Raw genomic sequence first — 12,915 nt, forward strand, 5'->3', positions numbered from 1 at the left:
GACACTTGAACCCCTGCCCAGAAAAACAATATGGCTCCATACAAAAAGCCAATCATCCACCGATTTGACACCGGGAATACATAAAACAGGCGACCCTGCATTCAATTGAGAATGCGAGTCGCCTGTAAGAGTTTCTGAATTAGTCTGAATATGCTGCGGCAATCATGCTTTCAGGACCGACACGAGTTGGGAATACGACGATACCCAAGTCTGGTGGTACACTGATAAAGGCTTCATATACTAGGAAATCGGCTGGTGGCAAGTAATCTACTCCGTTGAAGGTAATCACCGTGTTCGTCAAAGCACTGGCGATAGGAAGGTCATGGGTTGCACTGTAGATCACCGTAGGAACACCAGAAACTACACGCACAACAGTGATTACCACTGGGGTAACGAGAAGCGACACCAGTATAGAGACTGTAGCAGTTACTGTGAATTGTACCTCAAGGTTGCTGCCTGCATCGGTAGCATCCAGCCCCAGAGTTGCGAACAGCGCTGGAGTTGTTGTCAGCGGGACTGCAATAGAATCGGTGGTTGAAGAGTTCATGGAAACCTGACTATCTAACAAAATTTTTGGCATTTGGAATCTCCCTCCTTTCTGATGCTATTCTATGCTGAGAGAATGATTTGGTATGGACATACTCTCATTCTTCGATAAAAAGGCATCCGTTGAAGGGAGATTCCTCTATGAAAATGTTATGAATTGATTAACTTCGAGATTACTGTCCGCGCCCGCTCTTGAATATGATTGTATTCATTCTGGATCGCATCCATATGACGCAGCGTCCCCATCTCATTATGCCAACGATACATCGTCAATGTCTGATGCAGGTAAGGAAAATGAATTCCCGCTTGAATGGCGCGCAGCCAAAACTCCAGATCATGCGTATAGCGAAGCGATTCATCGAACATTCCAATGTACTGGAACAGCTCCCTGCGCATCATGACTGTGCAGCCATTAACGGGATTTACGTGCAAGAAGGAGCGATAGAAGACCTGCGGATATTGATAGCGACTATCGGGCACAACATCCGCTTTCGTAACGCGGCCCATCCCATCAATATAATGATAATTGGTATGTGAAATCAGCGCTTTATGCTCGATCATGAACTTAACCTGGTTATTGATTTTATCTGGAGCGAACAGATCATCGGAGCTGAGCCAGGCGATGTACTGTCCTGAAGCATGGCGGATGCCATGGTTCAGCGCGGTGGCCGTTCCCCCGTTCGATTTGCCCAAGTAATGCACACGATTTAAATAAGGGGCCACCAGCTCCTGATGACTGGTCGACCCGTCGTCCACAACAATAATTTCTATCGGCTGATAGGATTGATTCAAGGCGCTTTCTATCGCCTGATTGACATAAGAACAGTTATAGAAAGGGATGACAATCGTAACTAGAGGATTCATCGAATCACTCCTTCCGTAGCGCGATAGTATTCTATAATATCCTCTAGCGATTCCATAAGCGGAATCTGCGGACACCAGCCGAAGCCTTCTACCTCAGCCGCCCGTTCCGATGAGCTGGCACCGGCGGATGCCCGCTCATCCCCCCAAATAAGCGGGATATTCCGCTCGGCGACATTCAACATTTTATCTGTAATCTCTTCCAGACTGCGCTCGATCCCTGAGCATACCGGGTAGACCTCCCCATATGAACCGAAGAGGAGCAAATATCCGTAAGCGCGGACAGCATCGCGCACATCGAGGAAATCACGGCGTTCTGCTCTGGATGAGATACGAAAAGGAGCCGTCTCCTTCCCTAGCTCGGTGCGCACTACATGCCTGCCCAGCAATGAGCAGAAGCCTGTAGACGCACCGGGACCGATTAAATTAGAGGGCTCCGCCAATATAACCTTCTGATGGAATAGCCTTCGCCAAGACAGGGTTGCCGCTTTCTGCAGACTCTTGCTCAGGCCGTAAGGATTCGTCACCTTATCGAACACGGTCAGCTCTAACGCCGCCCGCGAGCCTACGACCAGCATGATGCAGTCCGGTCTCGTACGCATCGCGTCAAGCAAGTACAGCGTCGGCAATAAATTGGACTGTAGATAAACCGTGGGCATTTCCCAGGATTCAAAGACTGAATTTTTTCCTCCCAGGTGGAGAATGTAGTCAGGGGCAATTTCGGCAACGAGATAGGATAAACGCGAATAATCCAATAAATCACAGGAGTAATAATGAACCCGGTCTACCTTGTCAACTTTATGCTTATCGCGTACTAAGGCAGCGACCTGCATCCCGAGCCTGGAGAAGTATTCGCATGCATGTCGGCCGGTAAAGCCAGAAGCGCCGGTAATGAGAATTATTCGGTCCCGGAGAATTTCTGTCTCATCCATATCTCCATCTCCTTCAGCATATCGCGATAGTGAGGGACCTCGTATTTCCAATCCGTACGGGTAGCTATAATACTCCGATCGAGGACCGGATTATCACTTGGTATGATCTTCACCCCGGTTACCTTCCATATCTCCTGCATCAGCAGGAGCAGCTCATATTTACTGATCCGTTCCGGATAGGACAGATGCACGAGACCCGAGACGGGAGAATCTAATAATGAATCTATCGCTTTCGCCAATTCGAGCGTAGTAACCCCGTTCCATAGTACATTCGTATAGCCCTGGATTTCACCCTTGCTACGCATGAACCATTGCATCAGGCCTATTCCCTGTTCGCGTAACTCAGGACCGATAATCGAAGTGCGGATAGTGACATGGCCTGGGGCCTGCACTTCTCCTAGCGCTTTCGTGACTGCATAGACACTGACCCCATCGGGCTCATCATCTTCCCGGTAACCCCCACGAGTACCCAGGAATACACAATCCGAACTAATATGAATTAATCTTGCGCCCAGGCTGTCTGCCATCCGTTGCAGTCGATGCGGGAGGAAACCATTGATATGATAAGCATTGATCTTGTCATTATCGGCAAATTGATTCAGGACTCCTACAGCGTTAATAATGACCTGGGGACGGACGGCTTCAAGCACCTTCTCCAGCTTGTAGCAATCCGTCACATCCAGCAATAAACCGCCTTCGTCTGTTGCATCCCGGGTCGTATAGAATACGGTATGTCTCCCTTGTCGCCGGAAATATTCAATAATGAGATGGCCGGCCATCCCCTGGCCGCCCAGCACGAACAGTTTCATGAGAGGAAACCTCCACGCCTTAATATTTCCTTGATCTCTTCCTTCGTCATTAAATTCTGATCTGAGCTGAAGCTGCTGAAGGAGACTGGCGGGCAGTCCTTATAATGCTCCTTTAATTCCGGCATATTGATGGTAGGCAGGATGACCAGGTATTGCTCATCATATACCACGGTATTCATGCTCTCGAAATCGCTCATTAGAATCTCATGGATTTTCTCACCCGGGCGAATTCCACTCTCCACCAGCTTCACTCCAGTGATACCGGAATCTTCAATCAGCACTTCGGCCAAGTCTACAATCCGGCAGGTAGGCATCGTCATCACGAAGATCTCCCCGCCGATACTCTCTACTGAGGCCTTGAACAACAGGGTAATCGCATCCCGCAGAGTCAAGAAGAAGCGCGTCATGTTAAGATCGGTTATGGATACCTGCTTCTTCTTCCTGATCTGATCCTTGAACAGATGAACCACACTCCCGTTCGTTCCCAGCACATTTCCACCGCGAACGGTAACGAATCGGGTCTTGCTATGCAGTAAATTCGCGTATACGATCAACTTCTCTCCGATCGCTTTGGTCATGCCGTAGAAATTGGATGGATTCGCTGCCTTATCCGTTGAAATATATATGACCTTGCTAACTCCATTCTCTATCGCCGCTTCGATCACATTTTGCGTGCCTAGCACATTGGTCTTTAGCGCTTCGTACGGCTGATCCTCACATACCGGAACATGCTTGAGCGCAGCCAGATGGAACACATAATCCACGCCCTGGCATGCCGCCTTGAGCGCCTCCTTGTCACGAACATCACCGATGCAGAAGTTCAGCCTCGAATCCTCGAATTTACGATTCATCGCGACCTGAGTGGATTCGTTCCGCGAATATATAATAACCTCCTTAGGCTGCTGAGGCAGCAATTGGGTAACCAATTCATACCCCCAAGAACCAGTGCCTCCAGTCACCAATATACGCTTGTTCTCAAACATGCCATTTCCCTCCAAACATAAATTTGACTACTCTCTCTGCAACCCGCTCGGCCATATATTCCTTCGGACATTCCCATTTCCGGTCCATCCCGATCATCAGCTGTACCGCAGCGAAAATCCTCTCTGCCTGGAGACCGGACACGATATTGCTACCGCAATCGACCGTCTCCGGACGCTCCGTCGATCTTCGCAGTGTAACCGTAGGAACTTGCATGATGCAGCATTCTTCCTGAACCGTCCCGCTATCCGTCAACGCGCATAGCGCATGACGCTCCAGCATCACGAAATCGAAGAAGCCGAAGGGTTCATGAAATTCAATCAACGGATGCAGCTTGAGCTTGAAATCATCCGACATTCGCGACCTTGTACGCGGATGAAGGCTGCAAATCAGACGATGCCCGAACTTCTCTGCCACCAGATTGAGCCCCTTCATAATTTCCAGCAGGTTCTCTGGATGATCCACATTCTCGGCACGATGCGTCGTAACCAGGAAATACTCCCGGGGTCGGAGCGACAAACGCTCCAGAATGTGACTTCCGGAAATATCCTCCCAGTAATGCTCGATGACCTCACGGATCGGATTTCCGGTCGTTACGATCCGATACCCGGGAACTCCTTCGGCGATCAAATGCTGCTTGCTCTGCTCGGTGTAAGGCATGTTTATTGAGGAAATGGCATCAATCACTTTCCGGTTCTTCTCTTCCGGCACCTCCAAATCGAAGCAGCGATTTCCCGCCTCCATATGGATGACCGGATAGCCCATGCGTTCGGCAAGAATAGCACATAGCGCACTGTTCGTATCTCCCAGCAGCAGCACTCTGTCCGGCTTCTCCGTGTCCAGAATTTCCTCCATCTGTGAGAACATGGCCGCCAGTTGCTCACCAAGAGTTGCTTGCCGATCCTGCAGGACATAATCCGGTTGTCTTAGCCGTAATTCCTGGAAGAAGATGCCGCTCAGGCTCTTCGTAAAGTTCTGTCCGGTATGCACAAGAATGTGCTTCTCTGCATAACGATCCAGTAACGGAATAATTAGGCTTAATCGGATAATTTCCGGACGTGTCCCTAAAATCGTCATGATTCTCACATTCTCAACCCCTTTGCATATATAGTGAACGCGCCCTTTGTACTCGCAAGAACAGATCGATGCTCTACCGCCCCTTGCGCCGCCGGGAAGATCTCCGTCGCTTGCCTCGGAGTGAGGACCGCTTCACCGTCTTACGTCTCAATAGCAATAGCCCCCGGCCTTTGACCCTCTTTCGTCTGCCTGATCTATGACGGCGTCTATGTCTACTGCTCTTCACTGGGGATTGCGACGCACTTGCTTCATCCTGTGCCATCGCAGCAGGGATATCCCGGGGCGGTGTGGCGAACGGTGCAGGAGGCATAGGAAGATGAACCAGCTTCCCGGTCAAACCCTGGATTTGGCGGACGATTTGCTGGACTCGTTCGCCATACGCCCCTGCTCCGAATCGGGCCATCGCTCCGTGATGATTGTCCCTGCCAACCTGCTCCGCCACCCCCGGGTTATCAAGCAGCTCCCTTACTTTGGCAGCTAACTCCCCCATATTTCCGGTTGGCACCAAATAGCGTCCACTTCCGACAGCCATAAGGATCTCTTCCAGCCCCCCCGAGGCATAAGCTACGACCGGCTTGCCGAAGATCAGCGCCTCCAGCGCAGTTAATCCGAAACCTTCCCTTACCAGTCCGGGAATCACTACGATGTCCATCGCACAATAGGCCGCCTCAATATTCAGCTCATGGTCGACGAATATAAACCTTTGCTTCATGGCGGAGTAAGTGACCAGACGTCTGAGCTTGCGGGCAAACCCCTTATTAATCTCTCCTCCGATAATGACGAACCGTGCCTCCGGATGCCCTGCTCCAATGATCGTAGCTGCTTTGATGAAATGATCCGCACCCTTCTCGGGAGTCAGGAAGGACGAGATATAGCCGATCAGCTTCGCATGCTCTGGTACCCCCCATTTCTTCCGCTTCTGCTGTCGGAAGCTCTGCCATTCCGCAGGACGGAATTCTTCATGATTCCATGAGGGGTAGAACAGTGCCAGCTTGCTCTCCGCCAGATAACTCCGAAATGGCGACATCGCCGATGTAGAAATACATATGATCAAATCGCTATACCGGTCGATGGTATGAATCGCATGCTGCAGGTAAGCATCGGCGAAGATGACCTCGGTAATATGCCAGATGACGGGAATAGCCAGTGATTTGGCGGCAACCGCCGGTATGACATTCACACAGGTATTTACAAAAACATAATCCGGGCGTTCAGCCTCAAGAAGAGCGATTGCCTCCTTGCACTCGGGAGATAGTGCATAGGCTTCTACATCCCGGGGCAACCCCTCATAGGGGGTAAACATACCGTACAATAGCGGGAATTCCCGAATGATCGTTCGAATCCCCGCATCGGTGGCCAATTGGGTGAGTCTTCCCTCATGCGGCGCAACGATCGTGCAATCGAAATAGGAGGAGAATGTCCGAGCCAGAAAGAGCAATAACTTCTCTGCTCCAGTAATGTTCCGGATATTACTCACATGTGAGAAGAGCATCAGCTTTTTTTTATCTGACATATCAACTTCCTCCATATCCCTACATCCTTCCTGATTGCTCCAAGAAGGTGATAACCTGCATGCATCAGAACTCTTATTAGAAAATAGTGCCGAGCAGTTCATTCAGACGATGACTGTACGTGTGCTCGCGGAAGGTTCTTTCCAGAGCTCTTAAAGCGATCTCCTGACGTTCTTTCTCGTGGGACAAGTAGAAATTGATCTTGTCGATCAGCTCATCGCCATTTGCGAAGGTCTCGATTTCGACTCCTGGCTTGTAGAAGGAGGCTAAGTCCTCACGAACATCGACAAGCTGCAGCGTGCTACTAGCCGAGATCTCGAAAGTACGCGGATTGGGAGAGATTGCCCCGATCTGTAAAGCGTTATTGTTCACTGAACTATCGAGTGCAGAGCGATGCAGATTAATGACGATCTTCGTCCCGCTGTAGACCTCTGCCGTCTCTACGGGTCCCATCCACTTGCCGATTTCAATCCGGTCGGGATATTGAGTATATTCGGGCAGTCGATCCCACCAGATGCCGTTGATCATTAACCCCTTCTCCATCAGAGGACCGATGAGCGGGCGCAGGAACTCTACACGATTCCAGTAAGCTGAACCGATAAAGCTGACCTGGCGACGAACCGCGGAACGGGTTAATGTTGGCCGGTAGTGGCCTGTATAAGCAGCGAAGGGTAAATAATGAACATTGCGGCAGCCAAGAGAGCGGTATAGATCCAGGCAATTGCGCTCCAATGTGAAGACATAATCATAGTGAGGCGCAATCTTGGTCGTCATGTCGGTATAATAAGGATCATCTGTCAGCCAGATAGCCGTTCTAATGCCCAGTGCGCGGACAGCGTCAACCTGTTCAACCGGCAGATCCATGCCATCGAGCGCGAGCAATAAGTCAGGTCGGTGCGCTGCCGCCAATTCACGGATCGGCTGGCTCACTTCTGTCGTCACTACGCTGGCGGTCAAGGTCTTCAGCGTCTCGATCACCGCCTCATCGATCGGCGAGTAAGGAAATCCCTTACCTGAGCTTACGTACAGAATCCTGATTTGCCGGAACGGCAATGGCGGTCGCGCCTTTTCCACAATGCTCTTCGAGCGCCCCCGCAAATACCCCTCGGCATATCCATCCTTGAGCCCGTCTTCCCATCCTCTGCGCCCGGTATCGTCTGATGGATGCCCCGGAAATGGATGGACGGAATGTCCTCCTGGTTGTATCACGATACTGTCACTCCTTCTTTCGTAATGGAAATCTAGAATACGAACTCAAGCAGCTGACTGACTCGATTCGCAAATGTGTGATTCTTCCGTGTGGTCCATAGAGAACGCCAGGCAATCTTTACCCTCTCTTCCTCATGTTTAAGATAATGATCAATCTTGGACCGTAAATCATCGCCATCCGTAAAGGTCTCGATGTCATAGCCGGGACGGTAATGCTTGAACAGATCCTTGCGAACATCCGTGATCTGCAGCGTTCCACAGGCGGAGATTTCATAAGTCCGCGGGTTGATCGAGCTGCCGGAAATGCCCCTGCCGTTCCGATTGTCCGATCCTGCCGTTGTCGGACGATGCAGATTGATTACAATCTTGGATCCGTTGTAATAAGCAACGGTCTCGGATACGGGAATCCAGCCGCTGCGGATGAAGCGCGATAATTGATCGTGATGGCTGAGCCGATCCCAGTGGCCACCGGCAATCAGGACTTTCTTGTCCTGCAGATAGGAGGCCAACTGATCGAATAGCTCCACCCTGTTCCAAAAAGCATTGCCTATGAAGCAAATATCGAACTTCTGCTCCGGCTTCGTCCTTACCGGAGCGAACGTATTTGGAGATATGGCCAGGGGTAAATAATAAACTTGTGAGCAGCCTGCCTCTTTATAGAAAGAAATGCAGTCCTGCTCATGAGTAAACACTACATCATAGGCCATGGATAGCCTCGCCGTATCGTCTGTAAAATAAGGATCATCCACGAACCATACTGCCGTCTTTATCCCCATCTGGCGAATCATCCTGATATGCTCCTCATGTTCGGCCGGAAAAACATGCAAACCATTCATAACAAGCACCAGATCTGGACGCCCCGCTCTTGCCGCCTCAAGCATCGATTCCGGAGTCGTGACGATGCACTCTGCCGTCAGCTCCTGGAGCGCTTCACTAAGCCCCTGGTCGATCGCTTCGAATCCTTGGGGGACATACAGAACTCTAATGTTCTTCTTGCCGGATATCCTCGGTGGAATTCTGGCCAATATGGCCTGGCAGCCGCCATAACGGTACCCCTCTTGATATCCAGCCCTGTAATCCTCACTGGAGATCCGCATCTTAGCATTCTTCAAGACATTCATCCTATCTGTGAATGGATTTCCTAGGTCTGTATAAATATATGCTAGGGGTACACGTGCATCATGGACGACTACCCCGCGTCCGCATAAATTGGCGAATGCCTTCTATGTATAAACAGAAAATCCCCTATCCAGCCGTGCAGCCGAATAGGGGGAGTGCTCCTTAATTTTATGAGATTCATAGATTTAAATTTAGGCCTGATCTTGATAGCCTATTTTATGCCCGTCCTCAAATCCTTCGGAGAACCCTGAATCAAAGCCCACTTGATAGGCATCATTATAGGAAGTTTGATAATCCGTCGATTCATTTGAGGGTTCTTCCGGTACGGTAACCTCTACAGGCTCCGGTACTGGGGTCCCTTCTGTACGGCGGCGGTTAGGGTAGCGGCTGCGACGCAGCCTGCCCCTCCGTCCCGATTTAAGCCTGCGGCTGCGTCTACCTAGTAGCCTGCGTCCGCGTTTCAAAGCAATTTTGCGCCTGCCCTTACCCTTACGGGCTCTACCCAGCCGCTTCGATTTGGAGCGGCTACCGGCGCGGACCTTAGCTTTTAACATATTGCCTCTTCCTCCTGTTCTCCTCGGGTGACATCTGCTGCTGCATAGCAAGAATCCGTAATCCAGGGCGTTGAAGGAGTTCCATAATGAATGCGATGTAAGGCTACCCCACATACTGTATGGGCAATCGCTTGCTGATATTTCACAAGTATCTTCACATTTTCAGCCAGATGACGGGCTGTATCTTCGGAATGATGAGTCATGTCTGCCATGCTATCCAGAATGCGCGCCAACGCCATTTGGCTCTTGGCAATGGCTTCTACAACATTTATTTTGGCCTTCTCTCTAGCATGAAGATCGATCATCATTTGTCTGTATCCTCCAAATCAAAGCCGCCGTCACCGAACAAGCCATCCAGGCTTCCTTCCTTCTCGCTTTCCTCTTCTGCCGAGATAAGCACGGTTTTCAAATTGCTGCATAAGCCGTTCTGCAGCTTCGTCAGTCCCTCCACCACCTCCACGACCTGATCATGAATATCGAGCGGCTCGGATAACTGCTTCTCATGCTCATCAAACGAGTGATGATGAACATGATTTAATATCCAGTTACGTACCTTCTCGGCTTCAATAGCCTTCGCCTCCAGAATCATGGCAACGTTCCACTGGACCTTGGAGGCTGCATCCAAAATGTGCAAATAAGCATGCTCCCTGCTCATGGCACCCTCCCTGCTTCGCACTCACTACTCTTCATCCTGGCTTCTCATCTCTTTCAAGACGAAGCCCAAATTCTCGGCCATAGCCTCTTGAAGATCAGCGATAGCATTCAAATAAGAAACGACGCTTTTGTTGACACGGCCTGAGTTCTCGATCAGACCAGGTACTCCCTCAAACCCAGGCTCAGTATCAGGGATGGCATGGACGACCTGTGCCATGCGAACGGCAACCTGCCGTTCGGCATCTATCACTCTTGCCATTTGTTGATGGGAATGAGACATATGGGTAATAATTTCTGTAATTTTCTGCTCCATCCTGATTCCTCCAAGCCTTTTTGTATGCTTATAATAGACGGCACAGGCTATGCCCGGCATTCATCTTGGTTCAGCATATGCACGGTAATAGCCTGTCGTTCCAGGAAATGAACCTATAAAAACGGCGATTTCAGTCGGGTGGGCGGAGCGATCGGAAGTCCCTCCGGCCAGACGCTCCAGGATTCTGAGGAAGCTGAGCGTTCTGGAATAGCGAATCCCCAGGCTGTGCAGGCGTAAGCGGATATAAATTCTCTCCTCGTCCCCCGATCGAGCTGGCATATCGCCCCATTTTCCAGCATGACCACTTTTCCATCCCCTGACTGCCCGGCCATAATCACGTCCAGCTCAGCCTGACCATACTCACTACCCGTAGGAATTTGCTTTAACTCAATCACGGATAGCCTGATGGAACGAGCCTTAATCATCTCATTTTGTACTCCGGCAGCTAACGGGTGCTTCACTCCATGCTCCAGCCAGAACAGCTTTCCACCTACACTGCTGATCCAGATATGGGTCGGGAAGAAGTCAACAGCTTTATAATTAGTAGCCGACCTGTCTGTCAGCTGCCGCGCCGATTCATAGCGTTCTCCCCATTTATAGGTAAAAAACTGCTCATTCCTGTCGTTGACAGCGGTAAATTGCTGCTGGCCAAGCCCCTTCATCGTGACGCTTCCTATATGATGAACAAAGGTGTCAGCAGCGATCTTCATCCTCTTGCCTTGCAGGCGTAAGCGCAAATTCCAATCATCATCCTCAAAATTCCCGACTTCATAGCCCTCATCCAAATATCCTACCTGTTCAAAGGTGCTGCGCCGCAGTAGAATACAGAAACCGACCAGCCTGCTCGTATCCCGCCATTTTCCGGGGTCACTGTGATTATAGGCAGCGGCAAATTCCAGCATTCGTGCAATGTCATCATAAGGAACACCGATCTGCTGCTCCCCGCTAATGTAATTAGTAACCGGGCCTACCGCCGCCGCATCCGGACATCCGTGGAGACAGGCCAGCATTTGTGTCAGCCAGCCCTCCGTCACGAATACATCATTATTCAACAGCACCATCGTCTGTCCTCTCGCCATCATCAGCCCGGTATTGATCGCCTGGGCAAAGCCGAGATTTGTCGGATGCGCCGCGATACGAATCGACCTGCAGCGACGGCGTAACTCTTCTACCGTTCCATCCTGCGAGCCATTATCGACAATAATGATTTCATAGGGAGATACCGTATGCGCCGCGATATAGCTCAGACACTGGAGCAGGAGATCTTTCTGGTTATAGGTTGGAATAATGATGCTGGTTCCCTCGAACCAATTACCATAGGTTGCTTGCCCAGCTTTAACCCCCTTGTCATATCCCGCTCGATACCCGCGTTGATAGTCGTTAGGATTACTTGAGTTATTGTTGCCTCGCCGACTGCTCCGCAAGATGCAGCCTCCCCTCTTAATTGAGCGTCATTTCTCCTGAATTGAATTTATCCGCCAGATGGCCCATATCGAGCGCAACCTTGCCCCTCTCTTCGGCGATCCGCACACATAGAATTACAGCCGCGATTCCCGCCGCCACGAACGCAATATCGAAATCAATAGCGGCAATCTGCTCCATGATGCGCTGGATATCAGAGACGCCGCGAACCGGAGTGACCACTCCCTGAATCTGTAGCCCATTCGCTTGCAAATACACGGCCAGGCGCGGAGACTCATTGCCGATCAATAGAATTTTACGTCCGGTCAGCAGAGGTCTCAGCCATCCTTCCTCATTCAGCGCATAGTTCACAATAGATGAAGCCAGCCTCAGCTTCCTGTAGTCAATTCCATAATATCGAAGAACTGGAAACAGGAGTCCTTGATAGGAAGGATGCCGGGATTCAGGGATACCGACGATACTTGCCCGCGAGATCGCCCTGGCCATATCAATTCGTGCGTGAGGGTCCGGAAGATTGACTCCTGCATACGGCAAAAAGGCCCCCCAGCGCTGTACCTGCTCCACTGGCATGACCGTATCATGGGCTAACGTCAACAGCTCGCCATCACCGAGTCGTACCAATGAGAAGGATCTGCCCTGTATAAGCGCCTCATTCAGCTCCCGACTGACAGCATCAGTTGTAATGAGCGGCACCAATGAGGAGGTCAAGCTGCGCATTCCGGCTTGTATAACGTCATCCACCGTCAATTCAGGCAAGATCATTTGCTTGGGTATCAGCTGACCTAGCTTGGCCTCTCCGCCATCGTACACCCCCTGCCGATATCCTTCCTCATAGGCCGCAGCTTCGGCCTCCTTATGGGAGTTGTCTAGATTTGGCGGCGTCGGTGCCACCCAAGGCACCTCGACCGGATCGCTCATACTTTTATA

Annotated in this window: 15 protein-coding genes; all 15 read right to left on the reverse strand. The window is 50.7% G+C overall.

Going from position 1 to position 12,915, the window contains the following annotated elements; translation table 11 throughout:
- Positions 1–139: 139 nt before the first annotated feature.
- The 15 genes from BFJ94_RS14485 to BFJ94_RS14555 all read right to left on the reverse strand — a co-directional run bounded on the left by BFJ94_RS14485 (position 140) and on the right by BFJ94_RS14555 (position 12,906).
- Positions 140–580: a hypothetical protein gene (locus tag BFJ94_RS14485; protein WP_120463301.1), complete on the reverse strand. Its 441-nt coding sequence runs from the start codon at positions 578–580 to the stop codon at positions 140–142.
- 116 nt (positions 581–696) lie between these two features.
- Positions 697–1,410, reverse strand: coding sequence for a glycosyltransferase (locus BFJ94_RS14490; protein WP_120463302.1), 714 nt, complete (start codon positions 1,408–1,410; stop codon positions 697–699).
- A complete protein-coding gene (locus BFJ94_RS14495) occupies positions 1,407–2,339 on the reverse strand; it encodes an NAD-dependent epimerase/dehydratase family protein (RefSeq protein WP_120463303.1) in 933 nt (310 codons plus the stop codon). Before BFJ94_RS14495 ends, BFJ94_RS14490 begins: the two co-directional genes overlap by 4 nt.
- Positions 2,306–3,148, reverse strand: a complete 843-nt coding sequence (locus tag BFJ94_RS14500; RefSeq protein ID WP_120463304.1) for an SDR family oxidoreductase — start codon at positions 3,146–3,148, stop codon at positions 2,306–2,308. The genes BFJ94_RS14495 and BFJ94_RS14500 overlap by 34 nt, the downstream gene beginning before the upstream one ends.
- On the reverse strand, positions 3,145–4,131 hold the full coding sequence (locus tag BFJ94_RS14505; protein ID WP_120463305.1) for a polysaccharide biosynthesis protein: 987 nt from the start codon (positions 4,129–4,131) through the stop codon (positions 3,145–3,147). The genes BFJ94_RS14500 and BFJ94_RS14505 overlap by 4 nt, the downstream gene beginning before the upstream one ends.
- On the reverse strand, positions 4,124–5,215 hold the full coding sequence (gene wecB / locus BFJ94_RS14510; protein ID WP_120463306.1) for a non-hydrolyzing UDP-N-acetylglucosamine 2-epimerase: 1,092 nt from the start codon (positions 5,213–5,215) through the stop codon (positions 4,124–4,126). Before wecB ends, BFJ94_RS14505 begins: the two co-directional genes overlap by 8 nt.
- 64 nt (positions 5,216–5,279) lie before the next feature.
- A complete protein-coding gene (locus tag BFJ94_RS14515) occupies positions 5,280–6,719 on the reverse strand; it encodes a glycosyltransferase family 4 protein (protein ID WP_162944288.1) in 1,440 nt (479 codons plus the stop codon).
- A 76-nt stretch (positions 6,720–6,795) separates the two neighbouring features.
- Positions 6,796–7,926, reverse strand: coding sequence for a CgeB family protein (locus BFJ94_RS14520; protein ID WP_120463308.1), 1,131 nt, complete (start codon positions 7,924–7,926; stop codon positions 6,796–6,798).
- A 32-nt stretch (positions 7,927–7,958) separates the two neighbouring features.
- A complete protein-coding gene (locus tag BFJ94_RS14525) occupies positions 7,959–9,047 on the reverse strand; it encodes a CgeB family protein (protein WP_120463309.1) in 1,089 nt (362 codons plus the stop codon).
- Between the two features lie 189 nt (positions 9,048–9,236).
- Positions 9,237–9,599 (reverse strand): FliH/SctL family protein, encoded by a 363-nt coding sequence (locus tag BFJ94_RS14530; protein ID WP_120463310.1) that lies wholly within the window; start codon positions 9,597–9,599, stop codon positions 9,237–9,239.
- Complete coding sequence (locus BFJ94_RS14535; RefSeq protein WP_120463311.1) at positions 9,593–9,907, reverse strand: hypothetical protein; 315 nt, start codon at positions 9,905–9,907, stop codon at positions 9,593–9,595. Before BFJ94_RS14535 ends, BFJ94_RS14530 begins: the two co-directional genes overlap by 7 nt.
- Entirely contained in the window at positions 9,904–10,254 is a 351-nt protein-coding gene (locus BFJ94_RS14540; RefSeq protein WP_120463312.1) for an alpha-helical endospore appendage domain-containing protein, read from the reverse strand. The genes BFJ94_RS14535 and BFJ94_RS14540 overlap by 4 nt, the downstream gene beginning before the upstream one ends.
- A 24-nt stretch (positions 10,255–10,278) precedes the next feature.
- A complete protein-coding gene (locus BFJ94_RS14545) occupies positions 10,279–10,566 on the reverse strand; it encodes a nucleoside-diphosphate sugar epimerase (RefSeq protein ID WP_120463313.1) in 288 nt (95 codons plus the stop codon).
- 113 nt (positions 10,567–10,679) lie between these two features.
- On the reverse strand, positions 10,680–11,990 hold the full coding sequence (locus BFJ94_RS14550; protein ID WP_229716835.1) for a glycosyltransferase family 2 protein: 1,311 nt from the start codon (positions 11,988–11,990) through the stop codon (positions 10,680–10,682).
- Between the two features lie 16 nt (positions 11,991–12,006).
- Positions 12,007–12,906, reverse strand: coding sequence for a GT-D fold domain-containing protein (locus BFJ94_RS14555; RefSeq protein WP_188831374.1), 900 nt, complete (start codon positions 12,904–12,906; stop codon positions 12,007–12,009).
- Positions 12,907–12,915 lie beyond the last annotated feature (9 nt).

The sequence above is a fragment of the Paenibacillus aceti genome (genome assembly GCF_003614185.1).
GTDB classification, from domain to species: Bacteria; Bacillota; Bacilli; order Paenibacillales; family Paenibacillaceae; genus Fontibacillus; species Fontibacillus aceti.